19 protein-coding genes and 1 pseudogene are annotated in these 25517 nt (G+C 47.6%); 11 read left to right on the top strand and 9 right to left on the bottom strand.

Annotated elements, in window-relative coordinates:
• Together AB4Y93_RS26975 and AB4Y93_RS26970 are read left to right on the top strand one after the other, a co-directional pair.
• Nucleotides 1–1988, top strand: a 1988-nt coding sequence (locus AB4Y93_RS26975) for a dynamin family protein (protein ID WP_441896693.1), incomplete at its 5' end; no start/stop codon positions are given.
• Nucleotides 1989–2355: 367 nt separating this feature from the next.
• Nucleotides 2356–4922, top strand: a pseudogene (locus AB4Y93_RS26970) (rhamnogalacturonan lyase).
• Between the two features lie 312 nt (nt 4923–5234).
• Here AB4Y93_RS26970 and AB4Y93_RS26965 read toward each other — a convergent pair.
• Together AB4Y93_RS26965 and AB4Y93_RS26960 are read right to left on the bottom strand one after the other, a co-directional pair.
• Nucleotides 5235–5663 (bottom strand): hypothetical protein, encoded by a 429-nt coding sequence (locus tag AB4Y93_RS26965; RefSeq protein WP_441896691.1) that lies wholly within the window; start codon nt 5661–5663, stop codon nt 5235–5237.
• 188 nt (nt 5664–5851) lie between these two features.
• Nucleotides 5852–6649 carry an alpha/beta hydrolase gene (locus AB4Y93_RS26960; protein ID WP_441896689.1) on the bottom strand — a complete coding sequence of 266 codons (798 nt, stop codon included), beginning with the start codon at nt 6647–6649 and terminating at the stop codon, nt 5852–5854.
• A gap of 292 nt (nt 6650–6941) precedes the next feature.
• Between AB4Y93_RS26960 and AB4Y93_RS26955 the strand changes: the two genes are divergently transcribed.
• On the top strand, nt 6942–7937 hold the full coding sequence (locus AB4Y93_RS26955; RefSeq protein WP_441896687.1) for a quinone oxidoreductase family protein: 996 nt from the start codon (nt 6942–6944) through the stop codon (nt 7935–7937).
• A gap of 18 nt (nt 7938–7955) precedes the next feature.
• On the opposite strand, the gene AB4Y93_RS26950 is transcribed toward AB4Y93_RS26955, so the two are convergent.
• Nucleotides 7956–8783 carry a helix-turn-helix transcriptional regulator gene (locus AB4Y93_RS26950; RefSeq protein WP_441896685.1) on the bottom strand — a complete coding sequence of 276 codons (828 nt, stop codon included), beginning with the start codon at nt 8781–8783 and terminating at the stop codon, nt 7956–7958.
• Nucleotides 8784–9200: 417 nt separating this feature from the next.
• On the opposite strand from AB4Y93_RS26950, the gene AB4Y93_RS26945 reads away from it, so the two are divergent.
• The 5 genes from AB4Y93_RS26945 to parC all read left to right on the top strand — a co-directional run bounded on the left by AB4Y93_RS26945 (nt 9201) and on the right by parC (nt 18842).
• Entirely contained in the window at nt 9201–10985 is a 1785-nt protein-coding gene (locus AB4Y93_RS26945; RefSeq protein ID WP_441896683.1) for an ABC transporter ATP-binding protein, read from the top strand.
• On the top strand, nt 10982–12829 hold the full coding sequence (locus AB4Y93_RS26940; protein WP_441896681.1) for an ABC transporter ATP-binding protein: 1848 nt from the start codon (nt 10982–10984) through the stop codon (nt 12827–12829). The genes AB4Y93_RS26945 and AB4Y93_RS26940 overlap by 4 nt, the downstream gene beginning before the upstream one ends.
• 113 nt (nt 12830–12942) lie before the next feature.
• Nucleotides 12943–14124, top strand: coding sequence for a formate-dependent phosphoribosylglycinamide formyltransferase (gene purT, locus AB4Y93_RS26935; RefSeq protein WP_441896679.1), 1182 nt, complete (start codon nt 12943–12945; stop codon nt 14122–14124).
• 282 nt (nt 14125–14406) lie between these two features.
• Nucleotides 14407–16377, top strand: a complete 1971-nt coding sequence (parE, locus tag AB4Y93_RS26930; protein ID WP_441896677.1) for a DNA topoisomerase IV subunit B — start codon at nt 14407–14409, stop codon at nt 16375–16377.
• 11 nt (nt 16378–16388) lie between these two features.
• Nucleotides 16389–18842 (top strand): DNA topoisomerase IV subunit A, encoded by a 2454-nt coding sequence (parC, locus tag AB4Y93_RS26925; protein WP_441896675.1) that lies wholly within the window; start codon nt 16389–16391, stop codon nt 18840–18842.
• On the opposite strand, the gene AB4Y93_RS26920 is transcribed toward parC, so the two are convergent.
• Nucleotides 18833–19000, bottom strand: a complete 168-nt coding sequence (locus AB4Y93_RS26920; RefSeq protein ID WP_164775626.1) for a hypothetical protein — start codon at nt 18998–19000, stop codon at nt 18833–18835. The two genes, parC and AB4Y93_RS26920, sit on opposite strands and share 10 nt — an antisense overlap.
• Nucleotides 19001–19194: 194 nt before the next feature.
• On the opposite strand from AB4Y93_RS26920, the gene AB4Y93_RS26915 reads away from it, so the two are divergent.
• The gene (locus AB4Y93_RS26915) at nt 19195–19599 is read left to right on the top strand and encodes a MarR family transcriptional regulator (RefSeq protein ID WP_167273386.1); all 405 of its coding nucleotides are present in this window, start codon (nt 19195–19197) and stop codon (nt 19597–19599) included.
• 33 nt (nt 19600–19632) lie between these two features.
• On the opposite strand, the gene AB4Y93_RS26910 is transcribed toward AB4Y93_RS26915, so the two are convergent.
• The 3 genes from AB4Y93_RS26910 to AB4Y93_RS26900 are packed head-to-tail and all read right to left on the bottom strand — an operon-like array spanning nt 19633 to nt 22514.
• Nucleotides 19633–20904 carry a CapA family protein gene (locus tag AB4Y93_RS26910; RefSeq protein WP_441896673.1) on the bottom strand — a complete coding sequence of 424 codons (1272 nt, stop codon included), beginning with the start codon at nt 20902–20904 and terminating at the stop codon, nt 19633–19635.
• An 18-nt stretch (nt 20905–20922) separates the two neighbouring features.
• Nucleotides 20923–21648 (bottom strand): RluA family pseudouridine synthase, encoded by a 726-nt coding sequence (locus AB4Y93_RS26905; protein ID WP_441896671.1) that lies wholly within the window; start codon nt 21646–21648, stop codon nt 20923–20925.
• On the bottom strand, nt 21648–22514 hold the full coding sequence (locus tag AB4Y93_RS26900; protein ID WP_167273400.1) for a class I SAM-dependent methyltransferase: 867 nt from the start codon (nt 22512–22514) through the stop codon (nt 21648–21650). Before AB4Y93_RS26900 ends, AB4Y93_RS26905 begins: the two co-directional genes overlap by 1 nt.
• A 276-nt stretch (nt 22515–22790) precedes the next feature.
• Between AB4Y93_RS26900 and AB4Y93_RS26895 the strand changes: the two genes are divergently transcribed.
• A complete protein-coding gene (locus AB4Y93_RS26895; RefSeq protein ID WP_441896669.1) occupies nt 22791–23354 on the top strand; it encodes a phosphatase PAP2 family protein in 564 nt (187 codons plus the stop codon).
• A 19-nt stretch (nt 23355–23373) separates the two neighbouring features.
• Here AB4Y93_RS26895 and AB4Y93_RS26890 read toward each other — a convergent pair whose 3' ends face one another.
• Nucleotides 23374–23688: a helix-turn-helix domain-containing protein gene (locus tag AB4Y93_RS26890; protein WP_415639830.1), complete on the bottom strand. Its 315-nt coding sequence runs from the start codon at nt 23686–23688 to the stop codon at nt 23374–23376.
• A 156-nt stretch (nt 23689–23844) separates the two neighbouring features.
• On the opposite strand from AB4Y93_RS26890, the gene AB4Y93_RS26885 reads away from it, so the two are divergent.
• Nucleotides 23845–24033, top strand: coding sequence for a hypothetical protein (locus AB4Y93_RS26885; protein ID WP_441896667.1), 189 nt, complete (start codon nt 23845–23847; stop codon nt 24031–24033).
• A gap of 306 nt (nt 24034–24339) precedes the next feature.
• Here AB4Y93_RS26885 and AB4Y93_RS26880 read toward each other — a convergent pair whose 3' ends face one another.
• Entirely contained in the window at nt 24340–25443 is a 1104-nt protein-coding gene (locus AB4Y93_RS26880; protein ID WP_441896665.1) for a winged helix DNA-binding domain-containing protein, read from the bottom strand.
• Nucleotides 25444–25517 lie beyond the last annotated feature (74 nt).

Genomic DNA, 25517 nt, shown 5'->3' with positions numbered 1-25517 from the left:
CTGGCGCGCCCGCGCAGCCGCGCGCTGCGGGCGCCCGCGCAGCTGCGCCGCAGGCAGGCGCCGCACTAGCGGGCGGCGAAGCGCTCGCGCAGCAGCATGGCGCTGCTGCGCGGCTAGAGCGAGCGGCTTCGCTGCTCGCGCCTTACGCGCCGCTGTCCGCCTCTGCGGACGCGATGCGCGACAAAGCGAACCGGCTGCGGGATAGCCGGTTCACCATCGCGCTGTTTGGTGCATTCAGCGCGGGTAAATCTTCGCTCGCCAACGCCTTGCTCGGCGAGCCTGTACTGCCGGTGTCGCCGAACCCGACGACCGCAGCCATCAACCGTCTCGTGCCGCCAACGGCGGAGCACGAGCATGGCACAGCTCTTGTCGTCATGAAGTCTCATGACGCCATTGTAGAAGACTTGCGCTATTCGCTCGCTTTGCTTGGCGAGGACGCATCTGTTGCAGCACTTCCGAATGCATCGGCTATCATGCTGGCGATTGATATGCTGACGCCAGATGCTATTCATGCCGGCGGACGGCCGCATTACAGCTTCCTTCGTGCAGCACGTAAGGGCTGGGAGGCGCATGAAGCGCTGCTTGGCACTCAAATTTCTGTATCACAAGAGGAATACGAGAAATTTGTTGCTGAGGAATCGCGTTCCTGCTTTGTCAGCGAGATCGAGCTTCATTATGACTGCCCCCTGACACGTCAGGGCATCGTACTCGTAGATACACCAGGTGCCGATTCTGTTAATGCCCGTCATACAGGTGTGGCCTTCAACTATATTAAGAACGCGGACGCCGTTCTGTTCGTTACCTATTACAACCATGCCTTCTCGCAAGCGGACCGTCAATTCCTGATGCAGCTTGGACGAGTGAAGGATCAGTTTGAACTGGATAAAATGTTCTTCCTAGTTAACGCTGCTGACCTTGCAGCCGATGCTGAGGAACTCACAGGCGTGCTGAGCCATGTGGAGACCAATCTGCTCCAGCACGGTATTCGTAATCCTCGTTTGTTCCCGGTATCCAGCCTACAGGGTCTGGATGGGAAGGTGGAAGGCAATGCAGTGCTGCTTGAGCAGTCCGGGATTGAGGCCTTTGAGCAATCGTTCCTCAGCTTCGTGCAGAATGATCTAGGTAAGCTGGCTGTTGATGCTGCTGAGCAGGAAATTACGAGAGCATCTTCTACCGTTTCAGGATGGCTGAAAAGCGCAACGGGCGATGCAGCTTCCCGTCTGGCCGAGAGTAAGCGGCTTGGGAAACTTCAAGTCGAGGCTAATAGCAATATTGCAGCATTCCAGGAAAATGATCCGCCAGCGCAGCTGCTTCAGGAGCTTAATGAGCTTCTGTTTTATGTCATTCAGCGGATTCAGCTTCGGTTTGGCGAGTTTTATAATTTTGCATTTAATCCTTCAACCCTTCAGGATGACGGTCGTGATTTGCGCAAAATGATCTGGACCGCATGGCTTGAGCTGCAGCGCCAGGTACAAATGGAACTGTCGCAGGAGCTGCAGGCTACTACGCTTCGCGTGGATCGCAAATTAAACAGTCTTCTGAAGAAGCAGTATGCTGCTTTGACTGAACAACTGGAATCACTGATTGATGGCTACAGCAGCGCTGCTTACACAGCCAAAGATCTCCCAACGCCAGATGCTGCTTCCGAATGGCAGATGACAGGTGTGGATGCCAAATGGCTGTGGGCTCGCTTTAAATCGCCTCGTCATTTCTTTGAGGGAGAAGGCAAAGCGCTGCTCCGAAAAGAGCTGGAGACGTCTATTTCTCCAGCGCTTCAACAGTGGATGAATGAGCATATCGACAGCTGGTCGGGCTTATACACGGGCTTATGGAGACAATCAGCGGATGAGACTGGTGCTGCATTAGCTGAGGATCTGTCCCGCTATGTATCCGGTATGCAAAGATCATTATCCAACGAAGCGGATACGGAGCAGCTTCGTCAGCTTCATGAGCAGATTCTCGTCCTTCAATCGTCAACAATAGCTTAATGTCTATCGCATTTATTCCTTATTGCCCACAATGGCTTGTTTAGCCGTTGTGGGCTTTTTCTTTTGTTACAGCTGGTTCTTTGGATGCTGATCCAGCACATTACATTGGAACCACTTCGCCAGAAGACAATCCAACGTTGGTGGTGAAGTGCTTTCATGTGTTGACATTAACCGGGGATACACGCTGATATAGTCGGGTTTTTGACCGAAAAACACTGTTTTTTTACTGGGATTTTACACACGCTCTCCTATAATGAAGGGGTCAATTACCAATTATTCCTTTACTAGGGATAAAGGAGGAGGCTTAGTTTCGTTAGCTTTTGTAAGCGTTTTTATCACCACATTTGCGCTAGGAGGAAGAAGTTAAATGACGAAGCGATTAAACGGTGAAAAAGCATTGCGAAAAGTCATGACAGGTGTCTTAGCCATATCACTTACGATGTCAGGAGCCGCGTCGGTATCGGCCCAAGGTTCCGATTCCAATCAACAGTCGGAGGGGGGCAAGGGACGCGTGCAATTAGAATATTTGGACCGTGGGCTTGTAGCTGCAACGACATCCCAAGGTGTTTTTGTCAGCTGGAGGCTGTTATCTTATGAGGTGACGGGCAGTACAGAGAAAGGTCTTACTGGCCCCGCATTTAATGTGTATCGAGATGGGGAAAAGATTGCTACGGTGACGGATAGCACGAACTATCTGGACACTGCTGGTACAGCTTCATCCAAGTATTACGTGTCGGCAGTTACAGCTGGGGCGGAGACGGACCAGAGTGCTGCCGTACAGCCATGGGCGGATGCCTATTATGATCTGAAGCTGAACAAACCTGCGGATGGTGTAACTCCCAAAGGCGAAGCTTATACGTACTCGGCTAATGATATGAGCGTAGGAGATGTTGACGGCGACGGACGATATGAGTTTTTCGTCAAATGGGATCCGTCCAATTCCAAAGATGTTTCGCAGCGGGGTTATACGGGCAAAACCTATATCGATTGTTATACGTTTGAAGGGAAGCTGCTCTATCGGATCGATCTTGGTGTAAATATTCGCTCAGGAGCGCATTACACCCAGTTTCTCGTTTATGATTTTGATGGTGACGGCAAATCCGAAATGATGTTTAAGACGGCACCAGGCACTAAGATAATTAATTACGGCAACGATGGAAAAGTCGTATCCGAAAAATATATTACGATGCCGAAAGCAGATATTAAAGCCGGTTATAGCAATGAAGACGATTATCGCTTGAGTGCTGATGGCTATTATGATCATGTCGTGGATATGTTCATGGGCTGGAGTGATCGGGAAGAAGTGAAGAACGGCAGCTGGCCGAAGACGCTGGAAGAATGTTTTGGCATCGCGCCGAAATACAGCTATCCGTTATCACTTGAAGATGCTCAAAGCCTGACGGACTACTTCATGGATGTGTATGCGCCAAGCCGGAGCGTCAATAATAAGCTGCGTGAATTTGAGGGCTTTATCGTGGACGGACCTGAATATTTGACCGTATTCGAAGGTGAGACGGGCAAGGAGCTTGAGACGATTCCGTTCAAGACTGCTCGTGAGGATGATGGGCTGTTGTGGGGAGATTACGCAATGGGCCGCATCGAGCCTGCCAACCGGGTAGACCGCTTCCTTTCTGGCGTAGCCTACTTGGATGGACAGAATCCATAAGCCGTATTCGCACGCGGATACTATACGAGATCAACCCTCGTATCTTACGGGTGGGATGGTAAACATCTTAAGGAGAATTGGTATGTAGACAGCGGTTTTACCCCAATGACTAATCCGTTCAACGATGGTCCTCATGGCAGAGACGGTACAGATCCGGAGTTTGGGACGTTGACGACACAAGGGGCGCATTCCCTTAGTGCAGCAGATGTAGACGGGGACGGCAAGCAGGAAATTGTCTATGGCTCCGCTACGATCGACCATGATGGAAGTCTGCTGTACAGCTCGATGGATGTTATGCCGCCGCAAAGCGCAGCGCCTGGAACCATCGCGAGACTTGGGCATGGTGATGCGCTCCATGTAACGGATATTGATCCGAATCGTCCAGGCCTCGAGATATTCATGGTTCATGAGGGAGGTGCCTACGCCCCTTATGGCTACTCGCTTCGCGATGCGAAGACCGGCAAAGTGATTTACGGCGGCTACACAGGCAAAGATACTGGACGCGGCATGATTGGCGATGTGGATCGGGCTAAGCCAGGTTTGGAAACATGGGCAGTAGGGCTCTGGTCGGCAGACGGTCAAAAACTGGGGAACACAGCGCCAGGTACGAATATGAGTATCAAGTGGGCAGGAGATATGTCTACACAAATTGTAAACGGTGCGATTGATGTTACGCCTACCATTGAAGATTGGACAAGAGGCACACTTTTGAAAGCAACCGGAACGCTCACGAACAACTATACGAAAGGCAATCCATCGCTTGTAGCCGATATTTTTGGAGACTGGCGCGAGGAGCTGCTTGTCCGTACGGCAGACAGCAGTGCGATCCGAATTTACCTGAGCACCGAGTTAACCGATAGAAAGATGTACACTTTGATGCATGATCCGCAATACAGAGCTGAAGTGGCACGCCAAAATACGGCCTACAACCAGCCGTCATATACCAGCTTCTACTTTGCTTCAGACACGAATTTCGCTAACGTACCGATTCCAAAAGCTTCACTCCCAGTCTGTTCAACAGCTTGCAGGACAAGCTGGATGGATATATGGATGACGGAAGCGTAAAAGGAGCTATTGCAAGTCAGTTGTCTAATTCGCTCAAGCAAGCGGAGCAGCAGTACGATAAAGGTTCGATGGACAAGGCCGCTGATTTTATTGACAAGTTCTTATCCCAGCTTGAGAAACGTTCAGACAAAGACAAGGTGTCAGACGATGCTGTTAAAAACCTAACTTCGACTGCAAAGCTTCTGCTTCAACAGTGGTCGTAATAACCACCTGTATCAAATAAAAAAGGAACAGCCCTGGATCAAAATATCCGGGGCTGTTGCTGTTAATCTGCTATAACTGCATGAACATGTCTAACGAATCGAGATAAAGCTATTTGCTCAAAATGGCGGGTTTTCCAAGTGTAACGAATCCTCATAACGTTATTCTGTATTTTGAGGCATCATTTTGCCTCCGATTAGTCAAAGAACGTTATAGCGATTCGTTAGAATCTAGAAGCTGCAGTATTTTGACTAATAAGAATATCAGGGTTCGTTAGCGAAAAGCCCATGTTGACAGGTACCCTAGGATACAACTTAATCATAACCACCTACAGCCGCTGGTAACGCTTTATAAGCGTCTTTGCCTTCAACAAGATGTTGAATGTATGTTCTTAATTCAAATAATTGTTTTGCCTCGTCTGAGACCGTGCAATGTTCATCCGTCCACGAGAATGATTTCGTTTCACCATTAACAGTTGCTCTCCAGCTATCCGTATTACTAGGTGTCTTGGAGCAGCCTTCTTGTCCTGTAAAATCTTTTGTCTCCATGATATTGAGCTCTTTCATCTTGGCGTAAATACTCTGCAACTCATCATTACTAAAAGTAAGGTCTGCAGCGGCTGTGCCTTTCGTAATGAGATCCTTTGTGACCTTATGAGTATAGGTGTTAATTTCATTCTTGTTTACTTCGCCATAACCGAAGCTGACGGAGAAATTGAAATCCTCGGGCATTTCTGCAGGCATGACATGCTTTTGATTATTACCTTCCGTACAACCTGATAGAAACAAAAAGGAAAAAACAATCGTTAACAGCAGCTTTATAATCTTAATCCCCCCGTTATAAGGATAACGAGTACCAGCTGGGATATGTTGCGTTCGTTTATCTCAATAGATCTTGGTAATTTGGCGGGAAACTAGTGTTCAAGCTCTCATCAACGATTAAAAAACGGTTTAATGAGCGCTGCAACCTTTAACGGTTCATAGCGATTTTCTGGTGATAAATGCTCCAATTGAGGTATCTCTATAACTTCTGACTTTGTGATCGTGTTGTTTAGGGTATGGATCATATCCTTGACGGCTTGTGGACTTTTACCTCCATATGCAAGCAGAACCTCAGCCTGTAAAGGCTGATAATGGTGATAAGTTTCTGCCAGTCGTTTCACTTCCTTATGCTCCAACAAATTTTGCTGCAGCAGCGCTTCAAGCCCTCTCCAATGCTCTCCACGAATAAAAAGTCTGAGCATTAATTTTGCGTACCATAAAGGCAGCTTGGATAGGGGAGAATGGCCAGCCCCTTGGACAAAATGAGCGAACGCACTCCGATTATCTTTCTTCTGAATCGCCTTTTCATAATCTAATAACCAGTTCCATTCTTCAGGCTGAGTTTGGAGAACAACACCAGGTTCATACAAGGCGATGCTCGAGAAAAAATTAAATAATCGAGCGGTCTCCAAGGCAACGAGCCCTCCGTAGCTGTGTCCAAATACCATTTGTGCTTGAGTGGCTTGCTGCACGGCAGCAACATCTTCGCATTCTTTTTTCATTGAATACTCCGGACCTTGAGGGCCGCTCATCCCACGTCCACGCCGATCCATCAGGTGAACCCTGTAAGTTTCAGCTAATTCATTAGCTAACGTTGTGAAGTGACTGGAATCACTGAGAGCACCGTGAATAATAAGCAGGTCAGGTCCTTTTCCTTTGCTTTGATACCCGATAGTGCTGGCGATCAAAAATTTGGAAGTGCTTATTCGAGAGGGACAGAAAACAGGTGAATGTGTCCAGGGAGATCCTTTTCAGCTGGCTGTCACTTTTATATCCGCAACCCAAGGCATTGCTTCCTTCAAACTGATGTTTGGAGAATCCTTTATTCTCCCGGAAAAAGATCTTCTGCTGAGGATATTAATAAAATGATCATTCCGTTCTGCCTGTTATTCCCAATACCTGTATAACTGCCAACTGGCTGCTTACCTTTGTTTTTTTCATAATGAAAGTGAAGATGACAAGAACAAGGAGGCGCTATTGATGCGTGCAATGATCATTCCTCAATTTGGAGAAGCAGAAGTATTGACCCTTACGAATGTGGAGGTTCCTTTGCCGGGACCATTCGAAGTAACGATAGATGTGGCATATGCAGGTGTTAATTATGCCGAAGTATTATTCCGTAAAGGGGTTGTACAGGATCTGCCACTTCCTTTCGTACCGGGAATTGAAGTGTCTGGCACCATTCGTGAAGTAGGAGAGCAAGTTAAGGGGTTACATGTTGGTCAGCAGGTTGCGGCACTTTCCATTGTAGGTGGAGGTGGTTATGCGGAGGTTGTAAAAGTGCCGTCTGATCTTGTGTTCCCGCTCGCTGAAGCGGGGGATCAGGCGATAAACATGATTAGTGCGGCTGCATTCCCGTCGAATGTAACGACAGCATATATGATTATTTCGAATGTATCACGCATGCTGCAAGGGGAAACCGTGTTGGTCCATGCTGCTGCAGGAGGTGTAGGCAGTGCGATTGGCCAGGTAGCCAAATCGCTGGGTGCCGGGCTTGTTATTGGAACTGTTGGAAGTGTGGAAAAGATTGCATATGCCAAGAGTCTTGGTTATGATGCAGTGTTTTTACGGGGAGAGTTTGAAGATCAGGTGAAGAAGCTCACAGGTGGACAAGGGGTTGACATTGTTGTTGATCCGGTTGGCGGCAGTATGCGTGAATCCTCACTGCAGCTGCTTAAGCCGCTTGGACGGCTGATTGCAATGGGGAACGCAAGTGACGCCGAAGATGTGAAGCAATCGCTCAATGCATTGTGGTTTTCAAGTAAAGCCGTATTAGGCTTTAATCTTCAGCTATTGAGTATGGTTGCTCCCCAGCTCGTGGCGGATTCCGCGCGCAAAGCTCTAGCTTTGGTTGCTAGAGGGGAAGTAAAGGTAGATGTTACGGATCTTTTACCGCTGCACAATGCCTGGGAAGCCCATAAACAGATTGAGGAAAGAAGATCAACAGGGAAAATCGTTTTAAAAGTAGGCTCCTGACAGAGACAAGGTAAATACTTATCGACGGAGGAGCATTTGTAATTTTTCATTCGTATCAGTTCCTTCCGTTGGAATATACACACAGCAATGTGCAGTGCCATTCCCATTAATTTGCGAGAAGGAGTTTATGTTAAAGGAGAGTAACCCAGCTTCAGGATGATAAAGCCGAATCGTCTTAATCGTCTTATCCATAATATCGTGCGTTGACCATAACTTGTGAAATTCCGAACTTGCACTACTTAGTCGGTCAATCAGCTTATGAAATACCAGATCGGTTAGATTCTTTTCGTAGCGTCCACGAAGAACGCCAGCTGTATACTGGGCGTATTCTTCCCAATCCGGCATTGATTTGCGAATTTCTTCGTTTGTAAACGTAAGCCAGGCCATACATCTATCCTCTTCAGGTATGGAGGAGAAATCACAAATGATACGGCGAGCAGCTTCATTCCAGTTCAATACTTCTGTACGTTCTGTCGCAATGAAAGCAGGATAAGGAAGCTGATGAATGATTTTATCGATGTCAGGCGAGAGCTGCTGCATAGATGGAGCGGGAGTTGGAAGCTCCAGGCTAGCAAGGTGCAGCATATGAAGATGCTCATTCTTGCTGAGCCGAAGAGCATTGGCGACACTGTCTAGTACTTGCCTGGATGGTGTTGACGCCCGGCCTTGCTCCAGCCAGGTATACCAGGTTGTACTGACATGGGCAAGTTGAGCAACCTCTTCACGGCGGAGGCCAGGTGTCCTTCTTTTGCCATACCCCGGAGGAAGACCTGCTTCGGAAGGATTCAATTTCTCTCTGCGTGACTTAAGAAATTGTCCGAGCAGCATGGCTTTTTGCTTATCCATTAAGTTGTACCTCCTCGATTAGTCATAACAATCATTATACGCGAGGAAGAAAATGTAACAATACTTAAAAGACGCAGCCCATTTGGTCATAGGGCTGCGTCTTTATTGTATTGTGTGGGTTTGCCCTATTTTACATATATTTGTGTGTTTCTGTGCAAAAATGGAGGAATTGCCACACATCTAGGTTGATTTTTGATTATTTAGGAGGATACCCCGTTAATCTTTTCTAATTCGCCATAATCGGCGGTTTCAGGTAAATATACGTGATTATCTACCGTTTGCCGGGTAATGGCAGTACCTGCTAATATTCATCACATACAAAGGTGCAACGGCTTTATCGTGTTCTTATCCGCGCCGGAGCTGGCTGCATTCTGTAGAAAAACTTTAAACAATAAAGAACGGGGAGATGGATTTTACTTGGACGTCTTTAGGCAATTGAAACGGTTTTATTGGGTTGAGCGGAAGTATCTGCTATCATCAATTTTTTGTCTGATGTGTGCGACAGCGCTTGGTCTGGTCTATCCGAACCTGCTTCGTTATTTGATCGATGATGTCATTACACCCAGGGACTTTGACAAAGTGCCGATGCTGGCCCTCTCCGTTGTTGGGGTAGTCACATTCAAAGGCTTAATGCAGTTTTTACACGGATTTTTTGGCGGAAGACTTGGCAACCGGGTGACATTCCGGCTTCGTAACGCCTGTTACGACAAACTTCAAACGCTTTCATTCCAATATTATGACAAAGCGAAGACAGGCGATTTGATGTCCAGACTGACGGCAGATCTTGAAGCAATCCGTCAATTTATCGGCTTTGGCTTTGCGCAAATCTTGAACGTAGTGCTCATGATCGTGTTTGGCGGAGCCATGATGATGTCGATTGATTGGAGGCTGACGCTAATTACGCTCGTCACCATTCCGTTTCTTGCATTTACAGCGATTCGATTTGAGAAAAGAATCCATCCAGCCTTCCGCGAAATGCGTAAAGCGATGAGTAATCTGACGACTGCTGTACAAGAGAATATTACAGGTGTACGGACCGTCAAATCATTCGCACGTGAGCCGCATGAGGTTGATAAGTTCTCGAAGCGCAATGAACAGTACCAAATGAACCAGATTGGCGCATCTTCGATCTGGGCGAAGTTTTTCCCTTCAATGGAGCTGCTCGCCAACCTTAGCGTTGTTATCTTGCTCATTGCTGGCGGTACATTAGTAATCCAGAAGACCTTATCGCTTGGTGAATTGGTCGCGTTCTTCAGCTTAATCTGGTACATTATCGGCCCAATGTGGGGCATCGGCTTCCATATTAATAACTACACCCAGTCCAAAGCTTCTGGCGAACGGGTGATGGAGCTGCTTAATACACATATTCATGTCAAAAGCATTGAAAACGCGGTTGAAGTGGATAGTGAAATCGTTAAAGGGCATGTCCGTTTCAACCATGTAACGTTTAATTATCCGGACAAAGCTCCTGCCTTGACCGATATTACAATTGATGCGCCGGCAGGAAAGGTTATTGGCCTCTTAGGGGCAACCGGTTCCGGCAAATCGACAATTATTCAGCTGCTGATGCGAGCGTATAACGTAAAAGAAGGTACGATTACGCTCGATGGTATTGATATTCGGAATTTGGATGTGGAAAGTCTGCGCAGCCAGATCGCACCGGTATTCCAGGAAACCTTCCTGTTCTCGGCATCGATCCGGACCAATATCTCTTATGGCGTTAGAGATGTATCCGACGAACAAATTATTAAGGCAGCGAAAATGGCCAAGGCGCATGATTTTATCATGGAGCTCCCGCTTGGGTACGAGACGATTGTCGGCGAGAGAGGGATGGGCTTATCCGGAGGTCAGAAGCAACGGATTGCTATTGCAAGGGCGCTTATCCGTAATCCGCGCATTCTTATTTTAGACGATGCAACCAGCGCGGTGGATATGGAGACCGAACATGAGATTCAAGCCGGCTTTAAGGAGCTGATGGCAGGGCGCACGACCTTTATTATTGCGCACCGCATCTCATCGCTTCGCCATGCTGACGAGATTATTGTCCTGGACAAGGGACATATCGTTCAACGCGGCACACATGATGAATTAATTGCACAGCAAGGAGCTTATCGCGAAACGTATAACATTCAGTATGCCGATCGGCCGCTTGCGAGTTTGAATCCTTCAGAGTCGGAGCGGAAAAGGAGCGTAGTACAATGAGCAGTTCCAATAAAGAATTAAAAGACAGAATTAAAAATGCAAGTGATAAATCAGAACGGTTTATTTATCAGGATGATGAGGCTATCGAGAAACCGTTCAACTGGGCTCAAATGCGGCGCTTGTTCTATTATATGAAGCCTTACAAACGCCAGTTAATCCCTGTTATTATTGCGATGATTATTGGTACCATTACTCGACTGACAATCCCGGCATTAACCATTATGGCGATTGACAAAGCGATTGATCCACCAAGCGGCGATCCTAGCTACAGCAAGCTGTATACGATTGCAGCGATAATGATTGCTTTGTTTATTATTCAATGGGCATCTAACTCGTATCGCATTAAGTACACAAACATTATCGGGCAGAAGGTCATTTATGATCTCCGCCATCACCTATTCCAGCATATTCAGAAGCTCTCGTTCCGGTTCTATGATAAGCGGCCTGCCGGCTCGGTGCTTGTTCGGGTAACGAATGACGTTAATGCATTGCAGGATTTGTTCACAAACGGTGTTGTCAACTCGCTTATGGACTGCGTGCAGCTTGTTGGTATCGTTGTAATCCTGCTAGTATGGAACTTCAAGCTGGGCCTTGCGGTTATGATTACTGTTCCGATTATGTTCCTCGTATCGTCTACGCTGCGCAAACGTATTCGGTTTGCGTGGCAGGACGTTCGGAAGAAGCAGTCGCGGATCAACTCTCATCTTAATGAGAGCATTCAAGGGATGAAGATTACACAGGCTTATGTACAGGAAAAAGAAAACATGCGCTTCTTCGATAACATGAACGCCGTAAACGTTAAAGCGTGGAACAAGGCCTCAGCGCTTAACCAAGCGTTTGGCCCGGTTATCGAAATTACTTCCGCCATCGGAACGTTTATTCTGTTCTGGTACGGCTCTTACTTAATTGAGCATAAAGAGATAACAGTAGGTCTCCTTGTAGGTTTTGCTAACTATGTGGGAAACTTCTGGGATCCGATTAACCGACTTGGTCAAGTGTATAACCAGCTGCTTGTGGCTATGGCTTCCTCGGAGCGTATATTCGAATTTATCGACGAAGAGCCAACCGTTGGAGAGCTTGGTAACGCCATGCCACTTGCCAGCATCCGCGGCGATGTGAAGTTCGATAATATTATTTTCGAATATGAGAAAGGCCGTCCCGCTCTGCATGGTGTAACAATTGATGTCAAAGCTGGTCAATCGATTGCGCTTGTTGGTCATACCGGCTCGGGCAAAAGTACAATCATTAACCTTCTGTGCAGGTTCTATGATCCGGTACAAGGGAGTATTCGCATTGACGGACAGGATATTCGTAATGTGACGATCGACAGTCTTCGTTCGCAGGTTGGCCTAGTTATGCAAGACACGTTTATCTTCGCTGGAACGATCCGCGACAATATCCGTTATGGCAGATTGGACGCAACCGACAATGAAATTGTTGAGGCAGCAAAAGCTGTTCACGCGCATGATTTCATCATGTCACTGCCTGATGGCTATGACACAGAGGTAGAGGAACGCGGCAACGTGCTCTCCATGGGTCAGCGTCAATTACTCTCGTTCGCCCGTGCCTTGCTGGCAGATCCACGAGTTCTCATATTGGATGAAGCAACTGCAAGTATTGATACAGAGACAGAGCTGGAAATTCAAGAAGCTTTGAAGGCATTATTAAAAGGCCGTACGTCCTTTATGATTGCTCACCGGTTGTCTACGATCCGCAATGCCGACGAGATTATCGTTCTCGATCATGGCCGGATTGTCGAGCAGGGTAACCACGAAGCGTTAATCAGAAGGAATGGCATTTATAACGGTCTAATTGAGGCGCAATATCGATTCTTGTCGGCGTAGTATTGATTTTTAAGTGAAGAACCTCCACAATGGAAGAAAAATAACCCAGACCTCGAGGGATGCCGCTGGCATCTCCTCGAAGTCTGGATTCTTCCGGGAGGTTCTTTTTTATTATGTATGGATCACCACTGTCAACGAATGCACGCAAGCTTCTTCTGCTCGGCTCGGGCGAGCTTGGCAAGGAGGTTGCACTTGAAGCACAGCGCCTAGGCGTAGAGACAATTGCAGTAGACCGCTATGCGAATGCGCCGGCTATGCAGGTTGCCCATCGTTGCCATGTTACCGATATGCTTGACGGAGCTGCCATCAGAAGAATCATCGAGGATGAGAAGCCTGATTTTATCGTTCCGGAGATTGAAGCGATTGCTACTGAAACACTGCTCGAGCTGGAAAAGGAAGGCTTTAATGTCATTCCGACTGCTCGTGCTGCACGTCTTACCATGGACCGTGAAGGTATTCGCCGACTGGCTGCTGAGACGCTTGGTCTGCCTACTGCGCCTTACCAATTCGCGGATTCGCTTGATGAATTGAAGCTAGCGGTGAAGGAGATTGGCCTTCCTTGTGTGATTAAGCCAATTATGAGTTCTTCGGGTAAAGGGCAAAGTGTATGCAAGACGGAAGCTGACATTGAGAACTGCTGGAACTATGCGATGGAAAGCGGACGTGCCAAGAAAGCACGGATTATCGTTGAAGGTTTTATTACCTTTGAATCGGAGATTACGCTGCTAACTATCCGTTCCGTTTCGGGGACAAGCTTCTGTGCACCAATCGGCCATGTTCAGAAGGATGGCGACTATATCGAATCCTGGCAGCCGCATGCGATGACAGAGGAGCAAATTAAGCAAGCGGAAGAGATTGCTTTGCGTATTACGGATGAGCTTGGCGGCTTTGGCTTATACGGCGTAGAGCTGTTTATTACGAAAGATGGCGTCTTGTTCAGCGAGGTTTCTCCTCGTCCGCATGATACCGGGATGGTAACCATGGCGACACAAGATCTATCTGAATTTGCACTGCATGTACGCGCAATTCTAGGTTTCCCTATCCCAACTATTCGTCTGTTGACACCTGGGGCGACACACACGCTGAAAGCGGATCGTGAGTCGTCCTCATTCCGCGTTGGCGGAATCGAATCGGCACTTGCGCTGCCCAATACACAAATTCGGGTATTTGGCAAACCGGAGACAAAGGTTGGACGCCGTATGGCTGTTGCGTTAAGCACGGCAAACGATACGGATGAGGCTCGTGACCTAGCCCGTCAAGCAGCAGAATCCCTTCATATTCAATACGATAATTAAGACGACAATGCGGCGGCTTTCCTTGATCTTGAACGAGGAGAAGCTGCCGCTTTTTTACACCAGCATGAATGGAACATGACAATTACGTGCATGAATAATTTAGCGTGGGACGCGAATTTATGTTATTCTGTTAATCCAACAAGCGCTTTAACCGATATTGATAGAGGCACGCACTTCCTAACAGACGTTCTCTTTAGCGTCTTTACTAATCGGGACAAGTTGAATTAAAATAGCTTGAAGATAAGGTAACGTGAAGCTTCGCAAAATTTAGGAGGCATACCCATGGCAGAGCATATAGATACTTTCGCAAAAACAGCGGCCCCGGAACGGAACTATGAGGCCGATGATATACAAGTGCTCGAAGGCTTAACCGCTGTAAGAAAGCGGCCAGGCATGTACATTGGCAGCACGAGCAGCTCAGGCCTTCACCATCTGGTTTGGGAAATCGTCGATAATGCCGTGGACGAGCATTTGGCGAAATTTTGTTCGGCAATTGATGTGACACTGCATAAGAACGGCGCAGTCACCATACAGGATAACGGGCGCGGTATTCCAACAGGGATGCATAAGACAGGAATTCCGACTCCGCAGGTTGTGTTCACGATCCTGCATGCAGGCGGCAAATTCGGCGGCGGCGGATATAAGAAATCCGGCGGCTTGCACGGGGTTGGTGCTTCGGTAACGAATGCATTATCCGAATGGCTTGAAGTAGAGATTTTTCGTGACGGGAAAATACATAAAATGCGCTTCGAGTATTGGGTCGATGACAAAGGCAAGGAGCATGTCGGTGAACCGGTAACGGGCCTTGTTATTGCTGGCAACACACACCGTACGGGAACGAAAGTAACGTTTAAGCCTGACGCTCGTGTCTTTCAAGGTGGAATATCGCTGAACTATGATACGCTTGCAGAACGGCTGCAGGAAATTGCTTTCCTGAACTCCGGCCTTAAAGTGTCGATCAAGGACGATCGCAGCGGCAAAGAGGATATATTCCATTACGAAGGCGGCGCACGCCAATTCGTACAATTTTTGAATGAGGATAAGACAGTCCTTCACGAGGTTGTCCATTTCGCAGGGGAAAAGGACGAGATTGAAGTGGAAGTGGCACTTCAGTATAACGATGGATATACGGAAACGATCGCATCCTTCGTGAACTCGATCCCGACACGCGGCGGTGGTACGCATGAGACCGGTTTCAAGACTGCTTATACCCGCGTCATGAACGATTATGCCCGCAAAACAGCGATGCTGAAAGAGAAAGATAAGAATCTCGAGGGCAATGATCTGCGTGAAGGCATGATGTCCGTCATTAATATCAAGATGTCCGAGGTGGAGTTCGTCGGTCAGACGAAGGATCAGCTCGGCAGTGCTTCGGCGCGCAGCGCAGTGGATGCAGTTGTGTCGGATAAAATGCAGGTATTCCTTGAGGAGAATCCGCAAGTTGCACAAATGCTCCTTAAGAAGGCTGTACAAGCATCAAGGGCTAGAGAAGCGGCACGTAAGGCACGTGAGGAGATCCGCAGCGGCAAGAAGAAGAGCGAAAGCTCGAATCTGAACGGCAAGCTGACACCGGCACAGTCGAAGGATGTCACGAAGAACGAGCTGTTTATCGTCGAAGGTGACTCCGCGGGCGGCTCTGCGAAGCAAGGCCGTGATTCGAAGCATCAGGCGATTCTGCCGCTGAAAGGCAAGCCAATGAATCCGGAGAAAGCGAAGCTGCTTGATATTCTGAAGAACGATGAGTATAAAGCAATTATCTCCGCGATTGGAGCTGGCGTTGGTCCGGAATTTGATGCGGATGAATGCAATTACAATAAAATTATTATTATGACCGATGCCGATACGGATGGCGCGCACATTCAAGTGCTGTTGCTGACGTTCTTCTACCGGTATATGAAGCCGCTGATCGATACCGGAAGGGTCTTCATCGCTCAGCCTCCGCTTTACAAAATTACGCGCAAATCCGGTAAGCTGGAGACGGTTCGTTATGCTTGGACGGATGAGCAGCTGCAGAACTATCTGAAGGAATTCGGCAAGAACTTTGAGCTGCAGCGCTATAAAGGACTTGGCGAGATGAATCCCGATCAGCTGTGGGAGACTACCATGGATCCAGAGACTCGGACACTGCTTCAGGTACAGATCGAGGATGCAGCAAAGGCTGAGCGCCGCGTATCCGCACTGATGGGCGATAAGGTCGACCCGCGTAAACGATGGATTATCGAAAATGTAGATTTCACAGAATATGTTGAATAGGAGGTAACGGCATGGGCATGCTGGAACAGTTTTTACCGGCGTATTTGGAAGAGGTCGTAGGTGACCGCTTCGGCCGTTATTCGAAATATATCATTCAGGACCGCGCCATTCCGGACGTTAGGGATGGACTTAAGCCGGTGCAACGCCGTATCCTGTATGCGATGTATGATTCGAACAATACACCTGATAAGCCGTACCGCAAATCAGCGAAGACCGTCGGTGACGTAATGGGTAATTACCATCCTCATGGTGACTCTTCGATCTACGAAGGTATGGTACGTATGGCACAGCCTTGGAAAATGGGCCATGTCCTCGTAGATGGACACGGCAACTGGGGCTCGATGGACGATGATCCTGCAGCGGCGATGCGTTATACGGAGGCGCGTTTGTCGCCTATCGCTATGGAGATTTTGCGGGATATTGATAAACGGACCGTTCAATTTAAAGATAACTTTGATAACACAACGAAAGAGCCGGTTGTACTGCCATCTCGTTATCCGAACCTGCTTGTGAATGGCACAAGCGGGATTTCGGCAGGCTTCGCAACGGAAATTCCACCGCATAACCTGCGGGAGACGATTGATGCCTGCATCGCAGTCATGGCTCGTCCGGATATGCCCGTAGAAGATTTGATGGGCATCGTGAAAGGCCCCGATTTCCCGACAGGCGGCGTTATTATGGGCGAGGAAGGAATCCGCGAGGCTTATACAACAGGTAAAGGCCGAATCCATATCCGCTCGAAGGTTGAGATTGAGGATGTACGAGGCGGACGTCAACAGATTACGATAACGGAAATTCCGTATCAAGTCGTCAAATCTCGTCTTGTCAGCGCGATGGAAAATATTCGTCTTGAGAAAAAGGTCGAGGGGATCTCTGAAGTACGAGACGAGAGCGGCCGTAATGGCCTGCGTATTGTCGTGGAGCTGAAGAAGGAAGCCGATGCGAACGGGATTCTGGCTTATTTGCTGAAGAAAACTGATCTTCAAGTGACTTATAACTTCAATATGGTTGCGATTGTGAACAAGGCACCTCAACAGCTGGGTATTAAACAGATTCTAAGCGCTTATATTGCCCATCAGAAGGAAGTTGTCACACATCGTACCCAATATGATCTAGAGAAAGCTGAAGAGCGTGCACACGTGGTAGAAGGGCTTGTGAAAGCTCTGAATATCCTCGACGAGGTCATTGCAACGATTAAAGCCTCGAAGAACCGTGCTGATGCACAAAATAACTTGGTTGCTAAATACGACTTCTCCGAGCGTCAAGCCGATGCGATCCTGACACTCCAGCTATACCGTCTGACGAATCTCGAGATTACATCGCTTGAAAAAGAACTTAAGGAAATGCAGAAGAAGATTGCTTACCTGCGATCCATTCTGGAGAGCGAGAAGAAATTGCTAGGTGTTATTAAAGACGAACTTATTGAAATCCGCGACAAATTTGGCATTGACCGCCGTTCGTCGATCCGCGGCGAAGTGGAAGAGCTGAAGGTGAACCTCGAGGTTATGGTGCAGTCGGAAGACGTAATCGTTACCCTCAGTGAAGAAGGTTATATGAAGCGGACAAGCATCTTGTCATTCACTCGTTCTGGCGGAGACTTGCAAACAGCAGGAGTGAAGGACGGCGATGCGATCAGCAGCGTATATGAAGTGAACACGATTGATAACTTGCTGCTGTTCACACGCAAGGGACAATATTATATGCTTCCTGTTCATCAGATTCCAGAGTTCAAGTGGAAGGATACCGGTACGGCTGTTGTCAATATTGTACCGATTCCGAAAGATGATTCCATAGTAGCTATCATTCCGGTTAAAGATTTCAATGTGCCTGGCGCATCACTTGTCTTTGTAACAAAACGTGCGCAAGTGAAACGGACTGAGCTAAAGGAATATATGACGACACGTTCTACCGCGATCGCTGCATCGAAGGTAGCCGATGGGGATGAAGTTATCCGTGTCATGCTTAGCGACGGTTCAAAACAGCTGCTTCTTGTAAGTAAACTTGGTATGAGCATCCGGTTCCATGAGCATGAAGTGAATCCGATGGGACGGGTTGCAACAGGCGTTCGCGGTATGCAGCTAAGAGAAGATGATGAGCTTATTGCAGCCGATTGGGTTGCTGATGATGAAGGTGAAGTACTGGTCGTGACAGATTTGGGTTATGCCAAACGTACGCTGCTATTGGATTATCCGCTACAAGGCAGAGGCGGTAAAGGCGTTCAGACGTTTGAGTTTAAAGAAGGCAAGCGTGTGAAGCCAAATGGTTCGGCACTTGTATCGGCTCTCTACTGTAAGGAAGAGATGAACATTATAGCGCTTACATCCTCTGGCGGCCAGCTTGAGGCATCATCGGAGAAAGCGCCAATCGAGGATCGGAAGTCTATCGGGCGGATTCTGCTTCCGGTCGAGAAAAATGATGTCATTACCACGATCTTCGTTAAACCTGATTTATCCGCTCAATCGTAAGGGCGGTTAGGTGGATCAAAGCGTTCAATTAATCGAATAATCGCGTCAAACATGACCCACATTGGTACCAGCTCATCCGGGCGGTCGAGCCACTGTGGGTCTTTTATTATGCCGTAGGCTTTGATTTTACGAATGATTTCAGCTTTTTGGTCATCCATCGGGATCACTCCTTCGCACACCATTTCGACGTATAGGTAAAGCGCCTATGCCATTGTATGTCTACTCCTGTCATAATGTTCGACTTTATAGCGATTAATGACTCAAATTATTAATTGGGTTAACCTTTTATTCGACATTTACGAATGCTATAATTGGTATAAATGAGAGATTTGGACAGAAAGCGGGTGTAATTATGGTTTCTGAAGAATTTACTCGTCTGTGGACCAAGATGACAAGAGATTGGAAGGATAGTATAGAAGAGGGGCTTGCGCCTCTAACGGAAGGGCAGTTGAACGTGCTGGATATTTTACTGCAGCATGCACCGATGAAGCCTTCTGAACTTCTGCAGTACTTGGCTACAACGCCGGCTGCGATTACAACGCTGCTTGATCGAATGGAGCGCAATGAATTAATTGAACGTTCAAGAGATAATCAGGATCGAAGAATTGTATGGGTAACTGTAACGGAGAAAGGAAAGAGTGAGGCCCAGCGTGGAACGGAAATTCGTTCCAAATTAATTGGTGAATCGCTGGACCGTATATCTTCCCATAACCAGCAGCTGCTTGTATATCTGCTTGGCAAGGTTGCTAATGCGTAGTACATATTTAAATATTAACTTATAAATAATGCCTTATTGCACGTTCAGCATGGATCTCAGACGATTACGAAGCACCTTGATCTGCTGCTTCATGGAATCATAATCCTGCTTCGTTAGTAAGCTGTCGCTGGCAGCTGCAATTGTCTGTTCAACCGGCAAGATGCGGAATCGATAGTAGCTATCCGGCTGGTAGCGATGCACATAGGTTGGAGTTGACTCAATATCCGATAGCTCAATCGAGCCGTCGGATTTATTTTTTCGAATGGTTACTTTAAAGATCACACCGTAATCTTTCGTATCGCCCCGCTGTGCAGATATGAAGTTCCCCATAGAATAAATGATAAGTCCTTGTCTGGCATGACCAGATGCATCTGTAGTGTCGAGCACTTCATAAGGCTGAATGACATGCGGGTGAGAGCCGGCAATAATATCTGCTCCCTCAGCTACAAGCTTGCGTGCAAGCTGTTTCTGCTCCTCATTAGGCGTTGTCTGGTATTCGATGCCGAAATGCAGGGCGACCGTGACAAAGTCGGCTCCAAGCTCTTTCAAGTGATGGATATCATTGATCATTTTTTGCTCGTCAATCATAGAGACTGAATAAGGCTTGCCTTTCGGCAGCGGAATGCCGTTTGTGCCATATGTATAAGCGAGCAGTCCCATCTTAATTCCGTTATGTTCTACAATAACAGGGGTATCCGCTTCTTCTTGTGTTTCAGCAGTCCCTTTTAAGACAAACGGATACTCTTTCAAATGCTGCAAGGTAAGCATAAGCCCTTTATCGCCTTTGTCTAGCGAGTGATTGTTAGCATTGGTCAAGATGTTAAAGCCGGCATACTGGAGTGCGTCCAGCAGCTCTACAGGTGCGTTAAAACTCGGATATCCCGTATAGCCATAGGCTGAACCTGCAACGGGAGTCTCCAGATTAGCCATCACCCAATCACCTTGCTCAAGGATTGGCTTTACTTCTTCAAAGAAATAATTGAAGTTGTACTTCTTCGTCTTCTTATCATAAGCACCTGGAAGCTCTGGCTTATGCATCATGATATCGCCAACACCCATCCATACAGCTTCATCGTATTGCGGCGTTGGCACCGGTGTTGGTGTTGGCTCTGGCGTCGCAGTTGGTACGATGGTTGGCTCTGGCGTTTGGACTGGCTGGCTCGTAGGCGGCAGATTCGAGGCGGTATCTGTAACATGAGTATCCTGCCTCAACGTAGTTGCTAGAATAAATAGAATTCCAGCAGCTGATAGTAATAAAAGAATAAAATGAATAGTCAAGCGCTTCTTGCTTCGCATTCTGCGCATGAAGGTCTAATCACTCCTTTATAGGAACATTTTGGATGCTTCCTCAAGCTGTTCACTTGTCCACCAGGACCAAGCCGGTGAACCATACGGGATGGAGCGGAAGCATTGGCGTTCCTTCGTGACCGGATGTGGAGCCTCAACGGAAGTTGACCACAGTGCAATATCGGATACATTAGCCGTGTTAGGTGCTCCATATTTACGGTCTGCAACGAGAGGACAGCCGATATACGCCATTTGGGCACGAATCTGATGTGATCTGCCCGTATGCAGCTTCACAGCGATGAGAGAGTAGCCTCCGGCTTCAGCACACACTCTATATTCCAGAATGGCTTCTTTTGCTTCGGGTGTTGGATCCTTATAGACGGTTACCTGATTACGCTTGGCGTCTTTCCAGATATAGTGTCGGAGCCGATCCTCTTGCTTAGCAGGTTTGCCGTGAACAACACAAATATAGGTTTTCCCGAATGTACGACTACGTACCGCTTCGGATAAGCGGGAGGCTGCCTTAGAGGTTTTGGCGAACAGCATAGCGCCTCCAACCGGGCGGTCAAGTCGATGAACAAGGCCGAGGAATACGTTCCCCGGCTTGTTATGACGGATTTTCAAATCCTGTTTAATCAGCGTCAGCATGTCAGGATCCCCGGTCTCATCCTCTTGAGAAGGGATACCAGGGAGCTTGACTACGGCAATGATATGATTATCTTCGTACAGCACCGGAATAACCGGGCTCAAGCTACCGGTCATTATTCCGACTCCCAACGTCCTAGGATGCCGCAAGGCAAGTTCAGGCCGGATTGTGTGATAGGAAGACCAATCTCGCCACAGTTGATGACGCCGCCAAATTTGTTCTTCATTGTTGTATGGAGCAAATTGTGAAGAACAGATGGAGATAGACCAGTTGTGTACGAGTTAATCAGCATGAACAATGGGTTATCCGATAAAATCGTCGTACAGAATTCGAGGAATGGATACAAATTCTCTTCGAGCTTCCAGGTTTCGCCGTTAGGTCCACGTCCGTATGAAGGCGGGTCCATAATGATCGCATCATATTGGCGGCCGCGGCGCTGCTCACGTTGTACGAATTTAAATACGTCGTCCGTAATATATCGGATTGGAGCACTTTCAAGGCCGGACAATTGTGCGTTTTCTTTTGCCCACTGAACCATACCTTTAGAGGCATCCACATGCACGACATCAGCACCAGCAGCTGCAGCGGCAACCGTAGCACCGCCGGAGTAGGCGAATAGGTTCAATACACGGATTGGACGTCCAGCCGAACGGATCTTGTCCATCATCCAGCTCCAGTTCACCGCTTGCTCAGGGAACAGACCAGTATGCTTGAAGCTTGTTGGTTTGATGTGGAACTTCAGCTCGCCGTAAGTGATCGTCCAGCGTTCAGGCAGGCTGGATTTGAATTGCCATTGTCCACCGCCGGAGGAGCTGCGATGATAATGTCCGTCAGCTTCTTTCCAAGCACCGGATTCATTGGCGATAGGCCAAATAATCTGTGGATCCGGACGGCGGAGAATATATTGCCCCCAGCGTTCAAGCTTGTCTCCAGCCCCTGTGTCGATGACCTCATAGTCGGTCCATTTATCTGCTAAGTACATGTTATAGTGATCCTTCCTTGGTGTATAATTTTCGTTGTATTATAATGAAGTCTTCGACTATTATAACGAAGCGTACAGAATGAAGCAATTAGGATGAAGCTTACGTCGTAAGAATCGCCACAAAAAGCACGTGACAATTCTTTTAAGTTAATGCTTACGTCGTAAGAATCGCCACAAAAGCACGTGTCAATTCTTTTTAGGAGGGTACCTATTATTCGAAAACAAGGGTGGTTAATTGGTTTAACTGTAAGTATGCTGCTATTTATAGGGGTAGCGATGATGGCTGCACGCTCGAAGGCCTCATCGTTTGATGCGTCAGTAGCAGATTGGTTTGCGAGTATACATAGTGGAGCGTTGACGGATGTATTTCAAGCCATTACGTCACTGGGCTCAACAATAGGCATCATTGTTATTACTCTTGTTTTAGCCATATGGCTTGCATGGAGACAAGGGTGGAAAGGAGCAGTGCTGCTGATTTCGGGGGTAGCTGCGGCTTATGTAGTGAACACACTTATCAAATCGGGATTTGATCGTGCAAGGCCGGTAGCGGCTTGGGGGATTGAGGCGGATGGATCCAGCTTTCCGAGCGGCAATGCGATGCTGGCGATCGTTATGTACAGCTTGGCGGCCATATGGATTATTCAAGACAGAGGGCTTAATCGTATAACTAAGCGCTTGGTTACGGTTGTCGCTGTGGCGCTTATTATTTTAATGGGAGCTTCCCGTCTGTACTTCAGCGTTCACTATGCAAGCGATATTATAGGTGATTACGCAGCAGGATTTGCCGTTGTGTGCCTGGTGATGGCTGTTACAGGACGAAAGAGGCTTAACAGCCGCTAGTCCTGCAGACAGCGGCTATTTAAGACTCTCGAATAGCATCCAGCATTTTGTCGATTGATACTTTGCGTTTGTCCTCGTCCATGGTGTTCAGCAGCCGAATGATTTCAAACGTATCCGCTGCAAATGGAGACTCCGCACCTCGCGCATCGCCATCGATAATATAATCCGTGGTGACTTCAAAAAAAGCCGCGAGTTTAATCAAAGTCTCATAAACGGGCTGCCGGTTGTTGATCTCGTAGTGGCTGTAAGCGGATCGCGTGATGCCGATGGATTGTGCAACTATCTCTTGCGACAAGCTTCTTTGCTGGCGCAGCTCCTTTAGGCGATCTCCCATCGTCAAGGTCATTCGCTCCTCACATTGGATATAAAGATTGGCAATAGGTTACACTCACTACTAGTAATTTATGATACAAATCGTATCATTGTCAAGCTTTAAATGGGAAAGTTACTAATAAAAATAGAATATTTTAGAAAGAGAGATGGGCTAGGAATGGTTTTGATCTTTGAATGTGAATGCGGTAACAAAACAGGTTTGTTTGCAACCGGAGACCGTGATGAAACGGGTAGAGAGTATATTGAGCTTGAGGATGATGATCGCTTGACGTATGTTGTTGGTGAGGACGGCGTCTTATTCAAATGTAAGTTCTGCGGTTACACTTATCGGATGGATAAGCTGTAAGTAAGCAACTGATTGAGCGCCAAATGCTTTGAGAGTGGCGCAAGTCTTCGGCAGCGCACGATAAAAACAGGCCACTGTTCACGAGGAACCGTGGCCCGATTTATTGTCTGTCGGCAGCGAATAAGTCGCAAAAACCGTACTGCAGCGGGTGAGAGCTGGCACGGTGAGGTGAAAGTAGCCAAATAAGACGGAAAAACCGTACTGCAGTGGGGAAGTGCGGGCTCGGTGGATCAAAAGTGGTCAAATAAGTCGCAAAAACCATACCGAAGCGGGTAAGAGCAGGTGCAGTGCGGAGAAAGCGTCCGCCTATTTGCTGAAACGAATGTCTTGTTCTTGCCCTGGGGCGGCGAATTGCAGCAGCTTTTCGCCTTCTATAATTAGTTCAGCTTGTTCTTCATTAGTCAGCACACGGAAGGGCTCGATGAGGAGAGAAGCTTTATTTCGTTCTCGCTCGATTTTCCATATACCGGTGATGTAACCGTTCAGCAGGATCGTTGCACGCAGGATGCCATTGGCGGTGAAGATTCGTTTGGTATACGTAATATCCATCACCCGTGATCGATCGACAACTCCAAGAAGCATTTGATCGAACTCGCCAAGGAAGCGAGCTGGTGGTATTACTTCGGCGTCAGGGCGGGGTGCATCAGGAAGATCAAATAACTCATTGCCTTGTTCGTTCAGAAAAGTAAGAAGCTGTGGACGCAGCTTTTCGAAATGTTCTTTGAGACGCGTGAGTCCGCACCAAGCCTGCATATCCTTTACCGTTGCTGGCCCATATGCGGCGAGGTAACGTAATATTAAATTTTCCGTATCGACATGTTCACTAAGGGATTGTCCCAGCCAGACCTCTGAGGAGGTATGGGTTGCTTGTCCGCTTTCTCCCCACAAACCACGCGGCGGTATTTGAATGAGTGGAACGTAGTTGCGTATAACAGCAGCGAGGGCTTCACTATTAACACCTGGCCACTGGTCAGCTAGAAATTTACCTAGCTCACTGAATGTGCGTGCTTCATCCTCGACAAGTTTTCTGCCTTCAAGTGCTACGCTGTCCAAATCGATTCCAGACAAAGCCTTGCCAAAAGATCCTTTTAATCCTCGATCGAGTACAGGCTGTACCCATGGTCTAAGCAATAGACAGTCTTTAGCAGATACAAGATGCAAAGTGGAGCGCATAAGGGCGATCCGCACAGCTTCACGATTTTGAATTAGAGTAGACAATTGTGACTGCTCAAATCCATTCAGTCTTGTCCAAAGAGAGTAATATGGCGCGTTTGGAGCTTGAGCCTGCAGGCCGATAAACCATTCCAATGTATCAAGTACAGACATATTCGAACGCGATAACAGCATTTGCCTTGCGAGCAAAGCTCGATTAATAGCCAATGCACTTAATTTAGGTGTCTCGTAAGACATCCAGCATCCACCTCTAAATAGGATCATATTTCCATTAAGAGTATCTTTCTTTCTAATAAGTTACAAGACGCAAA

It is taken from the genome of Paenibacillus sp. YAF4_2 (assembly GCF_052113225.1).
Taxonomy (GTDB): Bacteria; Bacillota; Bacilli; order Paenibacillales; family Paenibacillaceae; genus Pristimantibacillus.
The sequence above is the reverse complement of the archived record's forward strand: the minus strand, read 5'-3'. Positions and strand labels throughout refer to the sequence as shown.

Excerpts from the sequence above, each read along its gene's own strand:
- AB4Y93_RS26915 (WP_167273386.1), top strand. The coding sequence starts at position 19,195 with ATGGTTTCTGAAGAATTTACTCGTCTGTGGACCAAGATGACAAGAGAT.
- AB4Y93_RS26880 (WP_441896665.1), bottom strand. The coding sequence starts at position 25,443 with ATGTCTTACGAGACACCTAAATTAAGTGCATTGGCTATTAATCGAGCT.
- AB4Y93_RS26895 (WP_441896669.1), top strand. The coding sequence starts at position 22,791 with ATGATGGCTGCACGCTCGAAGGCCTCATCGTTTGATGCGTCAGTAGCA.
- parE (WP_441896677.1), top strand. The coding sequence starts at position 14,407 with ATGGCAGAGCATATAGATACTTTCGCAAAAACAGCGGCCCCGGAACGG.
- AB4Y93_RS26890 (WP_415639830.1), bottom strand. The coding sequence starts at position 23,688 with ATGGGAGATCGCCTAAAGGAGCTGCGCCAGCAAAGAAGCTTGTCGCAA.
- AB4Y93_RS26885 (WP_441896667.1), top strand. The coding sequence starts at position 23,845 with ATGGTTTTGATCTTTGAATGTGAATGCGGTAACAAAACAGGTTTGTTT.
- AB4Y93_RS26965 (WP_441896691.1), bottom strand. The coding sequence starts at position 5,663 with ATGCCTGCAGAAATGCCCGAGGATTTCAATTTCTCCGTCAGCTTCGGT.
- parC (WP_441896675.1), top strand. The coding sequence starts at position 16,389 with ATGGGCATGCTGGAACAGTTTTTACCGGCGTATTTGGAAGAGGTCGTA.
- AB4Y93_RS26955 (WP_441896687.1), top strand. The coding sequence starts at position 6,942 with ATGCGTGCAATGATCATTCCTCAATTTGGAGAAGCAGAAGTATTGACC.
- AB4Y93_RS26940 (WP_441896681.1), top strand. The coding sequence starts at position 10,982 with ATGAGCAGTTCCAATAAAGAATTAAAAGACAGAATTAAAAATGCAAGT.
- purT (WP_441896679.1), top strand. The coding sequence starts at position 12,943 with ATGTATGGATCACCACTGTCAACGAATGCACGCAAGCTTCTTCTGCTC.
- AB4Y93_RS26905 (WP_441896671.1), bottom strand. The coding sequence starts at position 21,648 with ATGACCGGTAGCTTGAGCCCGGTTATTCCGGTGCTGTACGAAGATAAT.
- AB4Y93_RS26920 (WP_164775626.1), bottom strand. The coding sequence starts at position 19,000 with ATGGATGACCAAAAAGCTGAAATCATTCGTAAAATCAAAGCCTACGGC.
- AB4Y93_RS26900 (WP_167273400.1), bottom strand. The coding sequence starts at position 22,514 with ATGTACTTAGCAGATAAATGGACCGACTATGAGGTCATCGACACAGGG.
- AB4Y93_RS26950 (WP_441896685.1), bottom strand. The coding sequence starts at position 8,783 with ATGGATAAGCAAAAAGCCATGCTGCTCGGACAATTTCTTAAGTCACGC.
- AB4Y93_RS26910 (WP_441896673.1), bottom strand. The coding sequence starts at position 20,904 with ATGCGCAGAATGCGAAGCAAGAAGCGCTTGACTATTCATTTTATTCTT.